General features: G+C 65.8%; 17 protein-coding genes and 1 other RNA gene. 14 read left to right on the forward strand and 4 right to left on the reverse strand.

Annotated features, from left to right (window positions below; translation table 11 throughout):
* The first annotated feature begins 42 nt into the window (after positions 1–42).
* Positions 43–660 (forward strand): glutathione S-transferase N-terminal domain-containing protein, encoded by a 618-nt coding sequence (locus OGL92_RS07545; protein WP_263142324.1) that lies wholly within the window; start codon positions 43–45, stop codon positions 658–660.
* 10 nt (positions 661–670) lie between these two features.
* Complete coding sequence (locus tag OGL92_RS07550) at positions 671–1087, forward strand: ClpXP protease specificity-enhancing factor (RefSeq protein WP_263142326.1); 417 nt, start codon at positions 671–673, stop codon at positions 1085–1087.
* Positions 1088–1185: 98 nt separating this feature from the next.
* On the opposite strand, the gene OGL92_RS07555 is transcribed toward OGL92_RS07550, so the two are convergent.
* From OGL92_RS07555 to OGL92_RS07570, 4 genes are read right to left on the reverse strand one after another with little or no spacing between them, the layout of a single operon-like run.
* The gene (locus OGL92_RS07555) at positions 1186–1722 is read right to left on the reverse strand and encodes a BON domain-containing protein (RefSeq protein ID WP_263142328.1); all 537 of its coding nucleotides are present in this window, start codon (positions 1720–1722) and stop codon (positions 1186–1188) included.
* Positions 1719–2312, reverse strand: coding sequence for a phosphoheptose isomerase (locus OGL92_RS07560; RefSeq protein ID WP_263142334.1), 594 nt, complete (start codon positions 2310–2312; stop codon positions 1719–1721). The genes OGL92_RS07555 and OGL92_RS07560 overlap by 4 nt, the downstream gene beginning before the upstream one ends.
* Before the next feature lie 32 nt (positions 2313–2344).
* A complete protein-coding gene (locus OGL92_RS07565) occupies positions 2345–2713 on the reverse strand; it encodes a YraN family protein (protein ID WP_263142336.1) in 369 nt (122 codons plus the stop codon).
* Positions 2710–4476, reverse strand: coding sequence for a penicillin-binding protein activator (locus OGL92_RS07570; protein WP_263142337.1), 1767 nt, complete (start codon positions 4474–4476; stop codon positions 2710–2712). The genes OGL92_RS07565 and OGL92_RS07570 overlap by 4 nt, the downstream gene beginning before the upstream one ends.
* A 119-nt stretch (positions 4477–4595) precedes the next feature.
* Between OGL92_RS07570 and rsmI the strand changes: the two genes are divergently transcribed.
* The 12 genes from rsmI to murG all read left to right on the forward strand — a co-directional run bounded on the left by rsmI (position 4596) and on the right by murG (position 17148).
* Positions 4596–5468 (forward strand): 16S rRNA (cytidine(1402)-2'-O)-methyltransferase, encoded by an 873-nt coding sequence (gene rsmI / locus OGL92_RS07575; RefSeq protein WP_263142339.1) that lies wholly within the window; start codon positions 4596–4598, stop codon positions 5466–5468.
* Positions 5469–5508: 40 nt separating this feature from the next.
* An RNA gene (gene rnpB, locus OGL92_RS07580) (RNase P RNA component class A) lies at positions 5509–5866 on the forward strand.
* A 301-nt stretch (positions 5867–6167) separates the two neighbouring features.
* A complete protein-coding gene (mraZ, locus tag OGL92_RS07585) occupies positions 6168–6623 on the forward strand; it encodes a division/cell wall cluster transcriptional repressor MraZ (protein WP_263142341.1) in 456 nt (151 codons plus the stop codon).
* Between the two features lie 2 nt (positions 6624–6625).
* Positions 6626–7567: a 16S rRNA (cytosine(1402)-N(4))-methyltransferase RsmH gene (rsmH, locus tag OGL92_RS07590; RefSeq protein WP_263142342.1), complete on the forward strand. Its 942-nt coding sequence runs from the start codon at positions 6626–6628 to the stop codon at positions 7565–7567.
* Positions 7564–7857 (forward strand): cell division protein FtsL, encoded by a 294-nt coding sequence (gene ftsL / locus OGL92_RS07595; RefSeq protein ID WP_263142344.1) that lies wholly within the window; start codon positions 7564–7566, stop codon positions 7855–7857. The genes rsmH and ftsL overlap by 4 nt, the downstream gene beginning before the upstream one ends.
* The gene (locus OGL92_RS07600; protein WP_263142345.1) at positions 7854–9584 is read left to right on the forward strand and encodes a penicillin-binding protein 2; all 1731 of its coding nucleotides are present in this window, start codon (positions 7854–7856) and stop codon (positions 9582–9584) included. The genes ftsL and OGL92_RS07600 overlap by 4 nt, the downstream gene beginning before the upstream one ends.
* Positions 9584–11047 carry a UDP-N-acetylmuramoyl-L-alanyl-D-glutamate--2,6-diaminopimelate ligase gene (locus OGL92_RS07605; RefSeq protein WP_263142346.1) on the forward strand — a complete coding sequence of 488 codons (1464 nt, stop codon included), beginning with the start codon at positions 9584–9586 and terminating at the stop codon, positions 11045–11047. The genes OGL92_RS07600 and OGL92_RS07605 overlap by 1 nt, the downstream gene beginning before the upstream one ends.
* Positions 11040–12416, forward strand: coding sequence for a UDP-N-acetylmuramoyl-tripeptide--D-alanyl-D-alanine ligase (gene murF / locus OGL92_RS07610; protein ID WP_263142347.1), 1377 nt, complete (start codon positions 11040–11042; stop codon positions 12414–12416). Before OGL92_RS07605 ends, murF begins: the two co-directional genes overlap by 8 nt.
* A complete protein-coding gene (gene mraY / locus OGL92_RS07615; RefSeq protein ID WP_263142349.1) occupies positions 12417–13499 on the forward strand; it encodes a phospho-N-acetylmuramoyl-pentapeptide-transferase in 1083 nt (360 codons plus the stop codon).
* Positions 13500–13512: 13 nt separating this feature from the next.
* Positions 13513–14859: a UDP-N-acetylmuramoyl-L-alanine--D-glutamate ligase gene (gene murD / locus OGL92_RS07620; RefSeq protein WP_263142352.1), complete on the forward strand. Its 1347-nt coding sequence runs from the start codon at positions 13513–13515 to the stop codon at positions 14857–14859.
* Complete coding sequence (gene ftsW / locus OGL92_RS07625) at positions 14859–16088, forward strand: putative lipid II flippase FtsW (RefSeq protein ID WP_263142354.1); 1230 nt, start codon at positions 14859–14861, stop codon at positions 16086–16088. The genes murD and ftsW overlap by 1 nt, the downstream gene beginning before the upstream one ends.
* Positions 16078–17148 (forward strand): undecaprenyldiphospho-muramoylpentapeptide beta-N-acetylglucosaminyltransferase, encoded by a 1071-nt coding sequence (gene murG / locus OGL92_RS07630; protein ID WP_263142357.1) that lies wholly within the window; start codon positions 16078–16080, stop codon positions 17146–17148. The genes ftsW and murG overlap by 11 nt, the downstream gene beginning before the upstream one ends.
* The last annotated feature ends 9 nt before the right edge of the window (positions 17149–17157 follow it).

The raw sequence follows: 17157 nt of genomic DNA on the forward strand, positions 1-17157 counted from the left end.
TCTTTCTGCCTCCCAAAAGTCGAAACTGCGCGGAGGAGCCTCATGGGCACCATCAACAAGCTGACCTGTTTTTCCGATCCGGCCGATCAGTACAGCCACCGAGTCCGCTTGGTTCTGGCGGAAAAAGCGGTGGTCGCCGAGATCATCGAGGTCAAAGCTGGCCAGTGCCCCTCCGTGCTCGCCGAGCTGAACCCCTATGGCACCCTGCCGACCCTGGCGGATCGCGACCTGGTGCTGTACGAGTCGACGGTGGTGATGGAGTATCTCGACGAGCGCTACCCGCATCCGCCCCTGATGCCGGCCTATCCGGTCTCGCGTTCGAACAGTCGCCTGCTGATGCACCGCATCCAGCGTGACTGGTGTTCCCAGGTGGAGCGCATACTCGATCCCCGCAGCAAGGAGGCGATCCGGGCGCAGGCACGCAAGGAGTTGCGCGAAAGCCTGACGGGCGTATCGCCCCTGTTCGCCGATAAACCGTTTTTCCTGAGCGAGGACTTCAGCCTGGTGGATTGCTGCCTGCTGCCCATCCTCTGGCGATTGCCGCAGTTGGGCATCGAATTGCCCCGTCCGGCCAAGCCCTTGCTCGATTACATGGAGCGCAATTTCGCGCGCGGCACCTTCCAGGTCAGCCTGTCGGGTGTCGAGCGCGCCATGCGTTGAGGAGTCTGCGATGAATTCCAGCCGTCCCTATCTGGTCCGCGCACTCTACGAGTGGATCGTCGATAACAACTGCACGCCGCATCTGCTGGTGAATGCCGAGCATGCGGGCGTCCGCGTGCCGCCGGGTTTCGCCAGCGACGGGCAGATCGTGCTGAACGTTTCGCCCAGCGCCGTGCGCCACTTGCAGATGGATAACGAGGCGGTCAGCTTCGAGGGTCGCTTCGGTGGAGTCGCCCACAGCCTGTACATTCCCACCGCTGCCTTGATGGCCATCTACGCACGGGAGAACGGCCAGGGCATGGTCTTCGACCTGGAGCCGCCGGTGGCGGGAGAAGACGAGCCGTCTGGGCCGGACGACGACGGTCCTTCCGGCGGCGGCGAGCCTCCGCGGCCGAGCGGTCGCCCGAGCCTCAAGGTCGTCAAATGAATGCCGCGGGGTCATGCGTTTCCGCATGACCCCGGGTTAAGCCTGATCGAGGCATTCGTCCAGCCGGGGCGCGCCTGGTCACCTCGGCGGCTTTCTCTTCAGTTCGTGTATTCGAAGAGCTTGACGATCTTCTGCACGCCCGCGGTTTCCTGCACCACCCGGGTGGCCAGGTCGGCTTCCTGATGGCTCACCAGGCCCAGGAGGAAGACCAGGCCGTTCTCGGTGACGACCTTGATCCGCGAACTCGGGATGTTGCCGTCGGCGAACATCTGGGTCCTGATCTTGCTGGTGATGGTGCCGTCATTCATGCGTGCCAGGCTGGATACGGAGGAGGGCGACATCACCTGCAGCTCGTTGTACAGCTTCTTCACCCCCGCTACCGAGCGCGCGGCCTGCTCGGCCTGATTCTTCAGCTCGGCGCTGGGGGTCTGGCCGGCGAGCAGTACGACGCCGTTGTAGCTGGCGACGACGATGTGCGAGTTGGTCTTGAGGTCGGCGTTGGTCTGCGCGATCTTCGCGCTCACTTTCGACGGGGTGAACTGGTCGTCTATCGATTTGCCCACGGTGCGCGAGCCGCAGCCGCCGAGGATGAGGCTGGCGGCCAGGCAGGCGAGGATCAGCGGGGAACGGGTCATTCTTCACTCCCAAACAATTGACGGTCGATCAAGTCGCACAGGCAATGGATGGTCAGCAAGTGGACCTCCTGGATGCGTGCGGTCACTTTGGCCGGTACGCGGATTTCCACGTCTTCCGGCAGCAGCAGCGAGGCCATGCCTCCTCCGTCGCGGCCGGTTAGGGCCACCACCACCATCTCGCGATCGTGGGCGGCCTGGATGGCCTGGATCACGTTGGCCGAGTTGCCGCTGGTGGAGATCGCCAGCAGGACGTCGCCGGGTTGCCCCAATGCCCTGATCTGCTTGGAGAAGACTTCGTTGTAGCTGTAGTCGTTGGCGATCGAGGTGAGGGTGGAGGTGTCGGTGGTCAGGGCCACGGCCGGCAGGCTGGGGCGTTCGCGCTCGAAGCGGTTCAGCAGTTCCGAGGAAAAATGCTGCGCGTCGCCGGCCGAGCCGCCGTTGCCGCAGGAGAGGATCTTGCCCTCGTTGAGCAGCGCGTTGACCATCGCCAGGCTGCCCTGCTCGATGTGCGGCGCGAGGACTTCCATGGCTTGCTGCTTGGTGTCGATGCTGGCCTGGAAGTGCTGGAGGATACGGGTTTGCATGTCCATGGTTACGACCTTCAGTGTGGCGCTGGTGGGATTCAGGTATCGAATGCGTTCTGAATCCAGTCCAAGCGCGGGGGCAGTTGGCCGCCGCCGGGGCTGACGGCCACTACATCGAAACGGCACGGGCATTTGGCCCAGCGGTTTTCCTGCTGGAGGAACTGCTGGGCGGCGCGGGTCAGCTTGGCGCGCTTGCGGGCGTCGACGCTTTCCAGAGCCCCGCCCCAGGCGGCGTGCCGCCGATAGCGGACCTCGACGAATACTACTGTATCGCCATGAAGCATGACCAGATCGAGCTCGCCCAGGCGGCTCCGCCAGTTCTTCGCGACCAGCCGCATGCCCTGGGCGAGCAAGTGTTCGCAGGCGAGGGCTTCGGCGGCCTGGCCGCTGTCCTGGCGTTCGCTCAAAGGCCGCTGTCGGGCAGACGCTGCACCTGGCCGTCGCGGAATTCCGCCCAGGGCAGGCGGCGCTCGATGCGCTGCGCGGGGTTCAGGCTGAGGGTGCCGGACAGGCCCTCGACCGAGCTTTCCGGCAAGGCCTTGAGCTGGGTCAGGCGAGGCGCCAGGCGGAAGGCGTCGACCCCCATCGCATAGAGACGACCGAAACTGCCGCCCGCTTGTGGCCATTGCCCGCTCACCTGCTGACGCAAGGGATCGTCCACGTTCAGCAGCCAGGGCGTTTCGCAAAAGCGGATGCCGTTGAGGTCGTTGTATTGCGCGCGATCGTTGCTGCCGCTGAACACATGGGAGGTGGCATACACCGGGACGTCGCCCGCGTACTGGAACGCCAGGGTCGGCTTGATCTGTTGCGCCTGCTGGGGCGTCGCGGCGAGGAAGATGAAGTCGATATCCTGCCGGCGGGCGGGCTCGGCCGCGCTCTGACGCACCTGGAACAGGTCGGCGATCTGCTGGGCCAACTGCACGGGCTGATCGATGCGCGCCGCGCCGAGCAGGGTACCGCCATCCGCTTGCCAGCTCTGCTGGAAAGCCGCCAGCACGCGGTCGCCCCATTCCCCGCGCGGCACCAGCGCGACCGCGCTGCGCATGCCGTCCGCCCAGGCGCGCCGTGCCACTTCGCGGGCTTCGTCTTCCGCGGCCAGGCCGAACTGGAAGAGCTGTGCGGGGCCTTTTTGGCCGGCATCGCTGTAGTTCAGCGCCAGTGTGGTGATGGGCAATTGCGGGCGGTCACCCAGTTGTTTGACCAAGGGTTTTTCCAGGGGGCCGACCACCAGTTGTGCGCCGGCGGCCTGGGCCTGTTTATAGAAGTCGTCCAGCGAGGCGATGCGCGAACTGTCGTACAGCTCGATCGCCGGAGGGTTCTGTCCCGCCTGGCGCGCCTGGTATTGCGCGGCGAGGAAACCGTCGCGCAGGGCGCGGGCTACGCCGGCCAGCTGGCCTTCCTGGGGCAGCAACAGGGCGATCTTGGTCAGCGGCTGACTGGCCAACTCCTTGAGCTTGACCAGCGACTGTGGCAATTGCAGCGACGCCGGATGCTGCGGATTGCGCTTGCGCCATTCGTCTATGGCGGTTTGTTGCTGTTCGAGCGTCGCGGCGTCCTTGCTGATGCGTGCCAGTTCCAGCCAGCCCGCGAGGTCGGCCTCGTCGGCGGTCTGCAGTTGGTCTTTAGGTAGCGAGGACACCAGCTTCCAGATGGCTTCATGGTTCGCCTTGGCCGCGTCGCCGGACAACAAGGGTGCGATGAACACCCGTTCCCGGGCCGCTGGCAGGGGCTGGTCGTCGGCTTCGAGGGCTTGGGCGCGGGTCAGCTGGGTGCGAACCTGCTGCTCGACGGGGAGTTCGGCGAGCCGTTCGAGGCTGGGATGACTGAGGGCTTTCAGTGCCGACTTGGGCTCCTTGCGCGCCAGCGCCAGTTCCGCGGCGAGGGTGCTGGCGAAGACTTGCTGGGCGGGCTTGAGGGTCTCCAGTTTGATGGACTCGAGGATGCGCGTGGCCCGGGCGAAGTCCTGCTGGCGATAGGCCTGATCGGCTGCCGAAAGCCTGAGCAGGTTGGCTTGTTCGGGCTTGCTCTGGTCGGCTTGCTGCAGCAATTGCTCGATGCTGGCCTGTGGAGTGCGCGGCAGTTCCCCGAGGTTGGACGAGGGCGAGCTGACGCAGGCGACCAGCAGGCCGGCGAGGCTGAGAGCGAAGAGCGGACGCAGGCAAGCGATCATGTAAGCGTTCCCGGTGCTTGAGCAAATGAGCGGGGATTGTACCCAAGCCCCGCCGTGGGTGCGATGTCGCTGGTGTGAAACGGGCTACAATGCGCGCTTTCGCTTTTGAGGAATCCGCAGTGACTGTCTCCAGTGTTTCGGCCAGCGTAACGGGCACGTTGTATGTCGTGGCGACGCCCATCGGCAACCTGGACGACATCAGTGCCCGCGCTCTGCGCATTCTCCGCGACGCCGCGCTGGTGGCCGCCGAGGACACCCGGCATTCGGTGCGGCTGTTGCAACACTTCGGTATCGAGACGCCCCTGATCGCCTGCCACGATCACAACGAGCGCGAACAGGGCGGCCGCATCCTGGCGCGGTTGCAGGCGGGCGACGATGTCGCTCTGGTTTCGGATGCGGGCACCCCGCTGATCTCGGACCCCGGGTTCCATCTGGTGCGGCAGGTGCGCGCCGCCGGCGTCAGGGTGGTGCCGGTTCCCGGCGCCTGCGCGCTGGTCGCGGCACTTTCCGCGGCGGGACTGCCTTCGGATCGGTTCATCTTCGAAGGCTTCCTGCCGGCCAAGGCCACGGCCCGGCGGGCTCGCCTGGAGCATATAAAGGAAGAACCGCGGACCCTGATCTTCTACGAGGCGCCCCACCGGCTGCTGGATTGCCTGGGCGATTTACGCGCGGTGTTCGGCGACGAGCGCCAGGCGGTGCTGGCGCGGGAACTGACCAAGACGTTCGAGACGCTCAAGGGCGCGCCGCTTGCCGAACTGATCGACTGGGTCGCCGCCGACAGCAACCAGCAGCGCGGCGAGTGCGTGCTGTTGGTGGCGGGCTGGCAAGCACCGGAGGGCGAGGAGGCTTTGAGCGCGGAGGCCCTACGCGTATTGGATCTGCTGCTCGCCGAACTGCCGCTCAAGCGTGCGGCGGCACTGGCGGCCGAGATCACCGGCGTACGCAAGAATCTGCTGTACCAGGCCGCGCTGGACCGCCACGCGGATACTTGAGCTTGTTCTTCCGGTCGCCTGTGGGTACTCTTGGCGGCGGAGAGTCGGTCGGACAGTCGCCGTTGCGTTTCGTTCCGCGAAGCGCGAGGGAGGAAAGTCCGGGCTCCATAGGGCGGAGTGCCAGGTAACGCCTGGGAGGCGTGAGCCTACGGAAAGTGCCACAGAAAATAACCGCCTAAGCGCTTCGGCGCCGGTAAGGGTGAAAAGGTGCGGTAAGAGCGCACCGCGCGACTGGCAACAGTTCGTGGCTAGGTAAACCCCACTCGGAGCAAGACCAAATAGGGATCCTAGACGTGGCCCGCGTTGGATCCGGGTAGGTTGCTAGAGGCGTCCAGCGATGGCCGTCGTAGAGGAATGACTGTCCTCGACAGAACCCGGCTTACAGACCGACTCTCCACCTCTTCTTCCCCGCTTCATTCGCACCCCTTCTCATATCTAAAAAGTCTTAAAGCTGAGAAAGCACTTTAAGTTCAAGCAATAGCTTCTTGAATTGCTTTGTTTTTATACGTTCCAGCTTGCGTCAAAGCCCCGCCAATTCCCTGTAAACGCCGCTAAATCGCCGTCCCGTAAGGGTTTTTCGCTTTTTCCGCGCCTTGACGGTGGGGTAGGCGCATTCCTATAGTGTGCGGAAGTGGCAGAAAGTGGGATGAAGTGGATATTTCAGGGCACGGATAGCCAATCACCAGGGGATGCGCAGCCTTGTTTCGCGGAGCTAACGCTATCAGTCTCGACGCCAAAGGGCGCCTCGCGATGCCGAGTCGGTATCGTGACGAGCTCGTTTCGCGTTGCGCTGGCCAGCTCATCGTAACCATCGACGCCATCGACCCCTGCCTGAGTATCTACCCGCTCCCGGAATGGGAGCTCATCGAAGCCAAGTTGCGTGAATTGCCTTCCCTTCGCGAAGAGAGCCGTCGCCTGCAGCGTTTGCTGATCGGCAATGCGGTGGATCTGGAGCTGGATGGCAGCGGCCGCATCTTGGTGCCGCCGCGTTTGCGCGAGTACGCCAAGCTGGACAAGCACGCGATGCTGGTCGGCCAACTGAACAAGTTCCAATTGTGGGACGAAGCGAGCTGGAATGTCGTCGCCGAGGCGGACCTGGCTGCGATTCAACAACCCGGTGGCCTGCCGGATGAACTGCGTGACTTGATCCTGTGACTATGACCAACGGCCTCCGCCACATCACCGTATTGCTCGACGAGGCCGTCGAAGGGCTGGCCATTCGAGCGGATGGCTGCTACCTCGACGGCACCTTCGGGCGGGGCGGGCACAGCCGGGCGATCCTCGAAAAACTCGGTCCGCAAGGTCGCCTGCTGGGGTTCGACAAAGACCCACAGGCGATCGCGACGGGGCAAGCGCTGGCGGCCGAGGACGGCCGCTTTGTCGTTGTGCAGCGCAGCTTCGCCGAACTTGGCGAGGAAGCCAGGGCGCGTGGCCTGCAGGGTTCCGTCCAGGGCGTATTGCTCGACCTGGGCGTTTCTTCTCCGCAACTGGACGACCCCGAGCGCGGCTTCAGCTTTCTCAACGACGGCCCGTTGGACATGCGCATGGACCCGAGCCAGGGCATCAGCGCCGCCCAATGGATCGCGCAGACCGACGAAGCGGAGATCGCCCGGGTTTTCAAGGAGTACGGCGAAGAGCGTTTCGCCAAGCGCATGGCGCGAGCCGTGGTGCAGCGGCGCGCGGAGAAGCCGTTCGAGCGCACCGCCGACCTGGCCGCCGTGCTCACCGAGGCCAACCCGGCCTGGGAAAAGGGCAAGAACCCGGCGACCCGCGCCTTCCAGGGGCTGCGCATCAAGATCAACAGCGAGCTGGACGACCTGCATCGCGGCCTGGAGGCGGCGCTGGAAAGCCTGGCGGTCGGCGGCCGGCTGGTGGTGATCAGCTTCCATTCGCTCGAGGACCGCATCGTCAAACAGTTCATGCGCAAGCACGCCAAGGGCGAGGCCGATACCTTGCCGCGCGACTTGCCGATCCGCCCGGCCGCGTTCGAGCCGCGCATGAAACTCCTCGGCAAGCCCAGCTATGCCTCCACTGAAGAACTCAAAGCCAACCCGCGCTCGCGCAGCGCAGTGATGCGCATCGCGGAGAAGCTGAAATGAACCGCTTCCAGGCCAAGCCTTTGCCTACTGGCAGCCTGTTGATGCTGGTGCTGTTCATCGGCGTGCTGCTTTCCGCCATCGGCGTCGCCTACAGCGCCCATTGGAATCGCCAGTTGCTCAACACCCTGTATGGGGAAATGAGCGTGCGCGACAAGGCCCAGGCCGAGTGGGGGCGGCTGATCCTCGAACAGAGCACCTGGACGGCGCACAACCGCATCGAGACCCTGGCCAGCGAACAATTGAAGCTGCGCATCCCCGAGCCGGGCGAAGTGCGGATGGTGGCGCCATGAGGAATCTCGAGGGCGCGCTCTATCCCTGGCGCTTTCGCTTGGTGCTCGCGCTGCTGGGGTTGATGGTGGCCGCCATTTCCTGGCGGATCATCGATCTTCACGTCATCGACCACACCTTCCTGCAAGGGCAGGGCGACGCGCGCAGCATGCGCCACATTCCGATTCCGGCGCACCGCGGGCTGATCACCGACCGCAACGGCGAGCCCCTGGCGGTGAGCACACCGGTGGTGACCTTGTGGGCCAATCCCAAGGAAATGATGGGGTCCCGGGACCGCTGGCCGGCGCTGGCCCAGGCGCTCGGGCAGGATCCCAAGGCATTCGTCGAGCGTATCGATCAGAACGCCAACCGCGAATTCCTCTATCTCGTCCGTGGCCTGACCCCCGAGCAGGGCCAGAGCGTACTCCAGCACAAAGTGCCCGGGGTGTACTCCATCGAGGAGTTTCGCCGTTTCTACCCGGCTGGCGAGGTCACCGCCCACGTGGTCGGTTTCACCGACGTGGATGATCGCGGCCGGGAAGGGGTGGAGCTGGCCTTCGACCAGTGGTTGGCAGGCGTGCCCGGCAAACGCCAGGTGGTCAAGGATCGCCGCGGGCGATTGATCAAGGACGTGCAGGTCACCAAGAACGCCAAGCCCGGCAAGGCCCTGGCGCTTTCCATCGACCTGCGTCTGCAGTACCTGGCCCACCGTGAGCTGCGCAACGCGTTGGTGGAGAACGGCGCGAAGGCCGGCAGCCTGGTGATCGTCGACGTGAAGACCGGCGAAGTGCTGGCCATGGCCAACCAGCCCACCTACAACCCGAACAATCGCCGCAACCTGCAACCGGCGGCGATGCGCAACCGGGCGATGATCGATGTGTTCGAGCCCGGCTCCACCATGAAACCCTTCTCCATGAGTGCGGCCTTGCAGAGCGGGCGCTGGAAACCCAGCGACACCGTCGAAGTCTGGCCCGGCTCGCTGCAGATCGGCCGCTACACCATCAAGGACGTGTCCAAGACCGAGGGCCGCATCCTCGACCTGACCGGCATCCTGATCAACTCCAGTAACGTCGGGATGAGCAAGGTCGCCTTCGATATCGGCGGCGAAGCCATCTACAACGTCATGCAGCAGGTCGGCCTCGGCCAGGACACCGGGCTGGGCTTCCCCGGCGAGCGGGTCGGCAACCTGCCCAACTACCGCGAATGGCGCAAGGCCGAGACCGCCACCCTGTCCTACGGCTATGGCCTGTCGGTGACCGCGGTGCAACTGGCCCATGCCTATTCCGTGCTGGCCAACGGCGGTCGCAGCGTGCCCCTGACCATGACCCGCGCGGATCGGATACCCGATGGCGTGCAGGTGATCAACGAAGACGTCGCCAAGACCATGCAGGGCATGTTGCAGCAGGTGGTGGAGGCGCCGCGCGGTGTGTTCCGCGCCCAGGTGCCGGGTTATCACGTCGCCGGCAAGAGTGGCACAGCGCGCAAGACCAGCGTAGGCACCAAGGGTTACGCGGAAAACGCCTACCGTTCGTTGTTCACCGGCTTCGGCCCGATGAGCAATCCGCGTATCGCCATCGCGGTGGTGATCGACGAACCGAGCAAGGCCGGCTATTTCGGGGGCCTGGTCTCCGCGCCGGTCTTCGGCAAGGTCATGGCCGGTACCCTGCGCCTGATGAACATCGCCCCGGATAACCTGAAGACGGACGACCAGGCCGTGGCGCAAAACCCGGGCAAGGGAGGGCCGCTCTGATGCCGATGCCGCTGAATCAACTCCTTCCCCAGGCTGAAAGCGCGACCCTGATCCGCGAATTGACCCTGGATAGCCGCAAGGTACGCCCGGGGGATCTTTTCCTCGCGGTGCCCGGGCTGCAGCAGGACGGTCGCACTCATATCGCCGACGCCGTGGCGCGCGGCGCGGCAGCCGTTGCCTACGAAGCCGAGGGCGCTTCGCCCATCGAGGCGCCCGGTGTGGCGCTGATCCCCTGCAAGGGCCTGTCCCAGCAATTGTCGGCCATCGCCGGGCGCTTCTACGGCGAGCCGAGCCGGGGGCTGCATCTGATCGGTGTCACCGGCACCAATGGCAAGACCAGCGTCAGCCAACTGCTGGCCCAGGCTCTGGATCGCCTGGGCGAGCGCTGCGGCATCGTCGGCACCCTCGGCACCGGGTTCCATGAGGCGCTCGAAAGCGGGCGCCACACCACTCCCGACCCGCTGGCGGTGCAAGCTACCCTGGCGCAGTTGAAACAAGCCGGGGCCCGCGCGGTCGCCATGGAGGTTTCCTCCCATGGCCTCGACCAGGGCCGGATCGCTGCACTCCACGTCGACGTCGCGGTATTCACAAACCTGTCCCGCGACCACCTCGACTACCACGGTTCGATGGACGCCTACGGTGCCGCCAAGGCACGGCTGTTCGACTGGCCAGGCCTGCGCTGCCGGGTGATCAACCTCGACGATGCCTTCGGGCTCCGCTTGGCGGAGGAAAAGCGCGAATCCCGTCTGATCGGCTACAGCCTGAAGAACCCGGCCGCCTTCCTTTATTGCCGCGAAGCACGTTTCGACGATCACGGCGTGAACGCCCATGTGGTGACGCCTCAAGGCGAAGGGCTGTTGCGCAGTCCGCTGCTGGGCCGTTTCAACCTCAGCAACTTGCTGGCGGTGGCCGGCGCGCTCCTCGGCCTGGGCTATCCGCTGGATGAAATCCTCCGGGCGATGCCGAACCTGCAAGGGCCGGTCGGGCGCATGCAGCGCCTCGGCGGCGCGGAGAAACCGCTGGTGGTGGTGGATTACGCCCATACCCCGGACGCCCTCGAGCAAGTGCTGGAAGCCTTACGCCCTCACGTACGCGGTCGCCTGTTCTGCCTATTTGGCTGCGGCGGCGATCGCGACCGCGGCAAGCGCCCCCTGATGGCCGCCGCCGCCGAGCGATTGGCGGATGCGGTGGTGGTCACCGACGACAACCCGCGTGGCGAAAGCCCCGCACAGATATTCGCCGACATCCGCCCGGGTTTCTCGGACGCGTCCGAGGTCGAGTTCGTGCACGGCCGTGGCGATGCGATCGCTCGAGTAATCGCGACGGCTACGGCCGAGGATGTGGTGCTGCTGGCCGGCAAAGGCCATGAGGACTATCAAGAAATCGCCGGCGTTCGCCAGCCGTTCTCCGACTTGCAACAAGCGGCTGCCGCCCTGGCTGCCTGGGGAGTCGCCCATGCTTGAGCCGCTCCGCCTTTCCCAGGTCGCTACCGCCGTGAGCGGTCGCCTGCGCGGCGCCGATGTCGCGTTCGACGCGGTATCCAGCGACAGCCGGCGCATTGCCCCTGGCCAACTGTTCATCGCCCTGAGCGGTCCGCGCTTCGACGGACACGATTACCTGAACGAAGTCGCCGCCAAGGGCGCGGTCGCCGCCCTGGTCGAGCGCGAGGTCGCCGATTCGGACCTGCCGCAACTGATCGTGGCGGATACCCGCCTGGCCCTCGGCCGCCTCGCCGCGCTGAACCGCGACGCGTTCAGCGGCAAGCTGGCCGCGGTGACGGGCTCCAGCGGCAAGACCACGGTCAAGGAAATGCTCGCTGCGATCCTGCGCGCCGATGCGGGGGAGCATGCGGTCCTGGCGACCCGTGGCAACCTGAACAACGACCTGGGTGTACCCCTGACCCTGCTGGAGCTGTCCCCGGAGCACCGCAGCGCGGTCATCGAGCTGGGTGCCTCGCGCCTGGGCGAGATCGCCTACACGGTCAGCCTGACCCGGCCCCAGGTGGCGATCATCAACAACGCCGGCACCGCCCACGTCGGCGAGTTCGGCGGCCCGGAGAAGATCGTCGAGGCCAAGGGCGAGATTCTCGAAGGCCTCGGCACCGATGGTGTCGCGGTGCTCAATCTGGACGACAAGGCGTTCGAGCAGTGGCGCGCCCGCGCCGGCGACCGCGCGATCCTGAGCTTCGCCCTTGGCGACCCCCGTGCCGATTTCCATGCCGACGACCTGCACCAGGACGCCCGCGGCTGTGCCGCCTTCACCCTGCGCGGCAAGGCCGGCAGCGTACCGATCCAGCTCAACCTGCTGGGGCGGCACAACGTCGCCAACGCACTTGCCGCCGCCGCCGCCGCCCACGCGCTGGGAACGCCGCTGGTCGGAATCCAGGCCGGGCTGCAACGTCTGCAACCGGTGAAGGGCCGCGCGGCCGCTTGCCTGGCGGCCAACGGCATGCGGGTGATCGACGACACCTACAACGCCAATCCCACGTCCATGTGCGCGGCGATTGATATACTCGCCGGCTTTCCCGGCCGCACCGTCCTGGTGCTCGGGGACATCGGCGAGCTGGGCGAGTGGGCCGAGCAGGGCCATCGCGACGTCGGCGCCTACGCCGCCGGCAAGGTCGATGCGCTGTACGCCGTCGGGCCCTTGATGGCCCATGCCGCCCTGGCGTTCGGCGAGAACGCCCGTCACTTCGCCGATCAGCCCAGCCTGATCGAAGCGCTGGGCGTCGAGCAGGACGCCGACACCACCATTCTCATCAAAGGTTCGCGCAGCGCAGCGATGGAGCACGTCGTCGCTGCGCTTTGTGGTTTCAACCGGGAGACACATTAAATGCTGCTGCTGTTGGCCGAGTACCTGCAACAGTTCTACAAGGGCTTCGGGGTCTTCCAGTACCTCACCTTGCGCGGGATTCTCGGCGTGCTCACCGCGCTGGTGCTTTCGCTGTGGCTGGGTCCCTGGATGATCCGCACCCTGCAAAACCGCCAGATCGGCCAGGCGGTGCGCAACGACGGTCCGCAGTCGCACCTGTCCAAGTCCGGTACGCCGACCATGGGCGGCGCGCTGATCCTCTCGGCCATCACCGTCAGCACCCTGCTGTGGGCCGACCTGAGCAATCGCTACGTCTGGGTGGTGCTGGCCGTCACCCTGCTGTTCGGCGCCATCGGCTGGGTCGACGACTACCGCAAGGTGATCGAGAAGAATTCCCGCGGGCTACCCAGCCGCTGGAAGTACTTCTGGCAGTCGGTATTCGGCTTGGGCGCGGCACTGTTCCTCTATGCGACCGCCCAGACCCCCATCGAGACCACCTTCATCCTGCCGATGCTCAAGGACGTGGAAGTCCCCCTGGGGATCGGCTTCGTGGTGTTGAGCTACTTCGTCATCGTCGGCTCCAGCAACGCGGTGAACCTGACGGATGGCCTGGACGGTCTGGCGATCATGCCGACGGTAATGGTCGGCGGCGCCCTCGGCATCTTCTGCTACCTGTCGGGCAACGTGAAGTTCGCCGACTATCTGCTGATCCCCTACGTGCCCGGCGCGGGCGAACTGATCGTGTTCAGCGGCGCGTTGATCGGTGCCGGCCTCGGTTTCCTCTGGTTCAACACCTATCCGGCCCAGGTCTTCATGGGCGACGTGGGCGCGCTGGCCCTGGGCGCCGCCCTGGGCACCATCGCCGTCATCGTCCGCCAGGAAGTGGTGTTGTTCGTCATGGGCGGGGTGTTCGTCATGGAAACCCTCTCGGTGATGATCCAGGTCGCCTCGTTCAAACTCACCGGCCGCCGCGTGTTTCGCATGGCCCCCATCCACCATCATTTCGAACTCAAGGGCTGGCCCGAGCCCCGCGTGATCGTGCGCTTCTGGATCATTACCGTGATCCTGGTGCTGGTCGGCCTGGCCACCTTGAAACTGCGTTGAGCACAGGACGAGCATGAGTCTTATCGCTTCCGACCAGTTCCGCATCGTTGTCGGCCTCGGCAAGAGCGGCATGTCCCTGGTGCGCTATCTGGCGCGCAAGGGCATCGCCTTCGCCGTCGCCGATACCCGTGCGAACCCGCCGGAACTGGCCACGCTGCGCGAATGCTTCCCCGAGGTGGAAGTGCGTTGTGGCGAGCTGGATGTGGACTTCCTCTGCCGCGCCAGCGAGTTGTTGGTGAGCCCCGGGCTGTCCCTGGCGATGCCCGCCTTGCAGGAAGCCGCCAAGCGCGGTGTGCGGCTGTCGGGCGACATCGAGCTGTTCGCCCGCGAGGCCAAGGCACCCATCGTCGCCATCAGCGGCTCCAATGCGAAGAGCACCGTCACCACCCTGGTGGGCGAAATGGCCGCGGAAGCCGGCCGGCGCGTCGCCGTCGGCGGCAATCTCGGCGTGCCTGCGCTGGACCTGTTGGGCGAGGATGTGGAGCTCTACGTGCTGGAACTCTCCAGTTTCCAGCTGGAGACCACCGAGCGGCTGGATGCCGAGGTGGCGACCGTGCTCAACGTCAGCGAAGACCACATGGACCGCTATGCGAACCTGCAGGCCTATCACCTGGCCAAGCACCGGATCTTCCGCGGTGCCCGGCAGATCGTGGTCAACCGTGGCGACGCCTTGTCGCGTCCGCTGGTGGCGGACCAACTGCCGTGCTGGACCTTCGGCCTGAACAAGCCGGACTTCCGCGGCTTCGGCCTGATCGAGGAGGGCGGCGAGAAATACCTGGCGTTCCAATTCGAAGCACTCATGCCCGTGCGCGAGCTGAAAATCCGTGGCGCCCATAACCAGGCCAACGCCCTGGCGGCCCTGGCCCTCGGCCATGCGGTGGGCCTGCCCTTCGCGCCGATGCTGAGAACCCTTCGGCGCTTCGGCGGCCTGGCCCACCGTTGCCAGTGGATTCGCCGCTGGGAAGGCGTGGACTTCTACGACGACTCCAAGGCGACCAATGTCGGCGCCGCCCTGGCGGCCATCGAAGGCCTGGGCGCGGATATCGACGGCAAGCTGGTGCTGATCGCCGGCGGCGATGGCAAGGGCGCCGATTTCTCCGCCTTGCGCGCCCCGGTCGGCCGTTATTGCCGCGCGGTGGTGTTGATCGGCCGCGACGCCGAGCGTGTCGCTGCGGCCCTGGGCGACGGCGTACCGCAATTGCGCGTCGCCACCCTCGAGGATGCGGTGCGGCGCTGCGCCGAGTTCGCCCAGCCGGGCGACGCGGTGCTGCTGTCGCCTGCCTGCGCGAGCCTGGACATGTTCAAGAATTTCGAAGAGCGCGGACGTGTGTTCGCCCATGCGGCAGAGGGGCTGAACTGATGCTTTCCATCCTGCGGCCCTTCCCGTCCCCGTTGTTCAGCCATCGTGGCATCGACCTGGACTTCCCCCTGCTGGCCGGCTGCATGGCGTTGCTCGGCCTGGGCCTGGTCATGATCACCTCGGCTTCCTCGGAAGTAGCCGCCGCCCAATCGGGCAACCCGCTGTACCACATGATCCGCCACCTGATTTACCTGGCCATCGGCCTGGGTGCCTGCGGCCTGGTGATGATGATTCCGCTGGCCACATGGCAACGCTGGGGCTGGATGCTGCTGTTGGGCGCGTTCGGCCTGCTGGCGATGGTCCTGGTCCCCGGGCTCGGCCGGGAAGTGAACGGCTCGATGCGCTGGATCGGGTTCGGCGCCTTCAACGTTCAGCCTTCGGAGATCGCCAAGGTCTTCGTGGTGATCTACCTGGCCGGCTACCTGGTGCGCCAGCAGGAAGAAGTACGGGAAAGCTGGATGGGCTTCTTCAAGCCCTTCGTGGTGCTGTTGCCGATGGCCGGCCTGTTGCTGCTGGAACCGGACTTCGGCGCCACCGTGGTGATGATGGGCGCGGCGGCGGGCATGCTGTTCCTCGGCGGGGTCGGCCTGTTCCGTTTCGGCCTCATGGTCGCCCTGGCCGCGGGCGCGGTATTCGTGCTGGTCCAGGCGCAGCCCTACCGGATGGCGCGCCTGACCACCTTCACCGACCCCTGGGCCGACCAGTTCGGCTCCGGTTACCAGCTGACCCAGGCGCTGATCGCCTTCGGGCGTGGCGAATGGTTCGGCGTCGGCCTCGGTAACAGCGTGCAGAAGCAGTTCTACCTGCCGGAAGCCCACACCGACTTCGTGTTCTCGGTGCTGGCCGAGGAGCTCGGCCTGGTGGGCGCGCTGGTCACCGTCGCGCTGTTCGTCTTCGTCAGCGTGCGGGCCCTCTACATCGGCATCTGGGCCGAACAGGCCAAGCAGTATTTCTCCGCCTACATCGCCTATGGGTTGAGCTTCCTCTGGATCGGGCAATTCCTGATCAACATCGGGGTGAACGTCGGCCTGCTGCCGACCAAGGGGCTGACCTTGCCCTTCCTGAGTTATGGCGGCAGCTCCCTGGTGATCTGCTGCGTCAGCATGGGCTTGCTGCTGCGCATCGAGTGGGAGCGGCGCACCCAACTGGGCAGCGAGGACGTCGAGTTCGACGAATCGGATTTCCGCGAAGAGCCGGTCGCCACGGGGGGACTGAAACATGTCCGCTAACGTGCTGATCATGGCCGGCGGAACCGGCGGCCACGTGTTCCCGGCCCTGGCCTGCGCCCGCGAGTTCCAGGCACGGGGCTACCGCGTGCACTGGCTGGGGACTCCGCGCGGCATCGAGAACGACCTGGTTCCGGCCGCCGGCCTGCCTCTGCACCTGATCCAGGTCAGCGGGTTGCGCGGGAAGGGCTGGAAATCCCTCTTCAAGGCACCCTTCCAACTGGTTCGCGCCCTGCTGCAGGCGCGCCGGGTGATGGGCGAGCTGCGCCCGGTCTGCGTGCTCGGCATGGGCGGCTACGTCACCGGGCCCGGCGGGCTGGCGGCGAAACTCAAGGGCGCGCCCCTGGTGATCCACGAACAGAATGCCGTGGCCGGCACCGCCAATCGCAGCCTCGCGCCTTTCGCCACGCGTATCTGCGAGGCCTTCCCGGATACCTTCGCCAACAGCGACAGGCGCCGCACGACTGGCAACCCGGTGCGCGAGGAGCTGTTCATCGACAGCGCGCGGGAAGCGCTCGCCGGCCGTCGTCCGCATTTGCTGATCCTCGGGGGCAGCCTGGGCGCCGAGCCGTTGAACCGCCTGCTGCCGGAGGCACTGGCGAAATTGCCGGCGGAGCACCGCCCGACGATCTTCCACCAGGCCGGCAAACGCCACGACCACTCCACCGCCGCGCGTTATCGGGAACTGGGTATCGAGGCCGAGGTGGCACCGTTTATCGAAGACATGGCCAAGGCCTACGCCTGGGCCGACCTGGTGGTGTGCAGGGCCGGCGCGCTCACCGTGAGCGAGCTGGCAGCCGCCGGCCTGCCGTCGTTCCTGGTGCCTTTGCCCCAGGCGATCGACGATCACCAGAGCCGCAACGCCGAATACCTGGCGAAGGAGGGCGCTGCCTTCCTTCTCCCGCAACATGCGACTGACGCGGACCGACTCGCCGCGCAGCTGACCGAGGTTTTGATGCAACCGGAAAAACTCGAGGCCATGGGCGTGATCGCCCGCCGTCTGGCCAAGCCCGATGCCACCCGCCAGGTGGTGGACATTTGCCTGGAGGTGGCCCGTGGTTAAGAGCCAGAA

The sequence above is a fragment of the Pseudomonas sp. RIT-PI-AD genome (genome assembly GCF_025642785.1).
GTDB lineage: Bacteria > Pseudomonadota > Gammaproteobacteria > Pseudomonadales > Pseudomonadaceae > Pseudomonas_T.

What these genes read in the sequence shown, in the direction of transcription:
- ftsL (WP_263142344.1), top strand. Translation starts at nt 7,564, where the DNA reads ATGAACCGCTTCCAGGCCAAGCCTTTGCCTACTGGCAGCCTGTTGATG.
- ftsW (WP_263142354.1), top strand. Translation starts at nt 14,859, where the DNA reads ATGCTTTCCATCCTGCGGCCCTTCCCGTCCCCGTTGTTCAGCCATCGT.
- OGL92_RS07555 (WP_263142328.1), bottom strand. Translation starts at nt 1,722, where the DNA reads ATGACCCGTTCCCCGCTGATCCTCGCCTGCCTGGCCGCCAGCCTCATC.
- OGL92_RS07605 (WP_263142346.1), top strand. Translation starts at nt 9,584, where the DNA reads ATGCCGATGCCGCTGAATCAACTCCTTCCCCAGGCTGAAAGCGCGACC.
- murG (WP_263142357.1), top strand. Translation starts at nt 16,078, where the DNA reads ATGTCCGCTAACGTGCTGATCATGGCCGGCGGAACCGGCGGCCACGTG.
- OGL92_RS07600 (WP_263142345.1), top strand. Translation starts at nt 7,854, where the DNA reads ATGAGGAATCTCGAGGGCGCGCTCTATCCCTGGCGCTTTCGCTTGGTG.
- murF (WP_263142347.1), top strand. Translation starts at nt 11,040, where the DNA reads ATGCTTGAGCCGCTCCGCCTTTCCCAGGTCGCTACCGCCGTGAGCGGT.
- OGL92_RS07560 (WP_263142334.1), bottom strand. Translation starts at nt 2,312, where the DNA reads ATGGACATGCAAACCCGTATCCTCCAGCACTTCCAGGCCAGCATCGAC.
- mraY (WP_263142349.1), top strand. Translation starts at nt 12,417, where the DNA reads ATGCTGCTGCTGTTGGCCGAGTACCTGCAACAGTTCTACAAGGGCTTC.
- OGL92_RS07550 (WP_263142326.1), top strand. Translation starts at nt 671, where the DNA reads ATGAATTCCAGCCGTCCCTATCTGGTCCGCGCACTCTACGAGTGGATC.
- murD (WP_263142352.1), top strand. Translation starts at nt 13,513, where the DNA reads ATGAGTCTTATCGCTTCCGACCAGTTCCGCATCGTTGTCGGCCTCGGC.
- OGL92_RS07570 (WP_263142337.1), bottom strand. Translation starts at nt 4,476, where the DNA reads ATGATCGCTTGCCTGCGTCCGCTCTTCGCTCTCAGCCTCGCCGGCCTG.
- rsmH (WP_263142342.1), top strand. Translation starts at nt 6,626, where the DNA reads ATGACCAACGGCCTCCGCCACATCACCGTATTGCTCGACGAGGCCGTC.
- OGL92_RS07545 (WP_263142324.1), top strand. Translation starts at nt 43, where the DNA reads ATGGGCACCATCAACAAGCTGACCTGTTTTTCCGATCCGGCCGATCAG.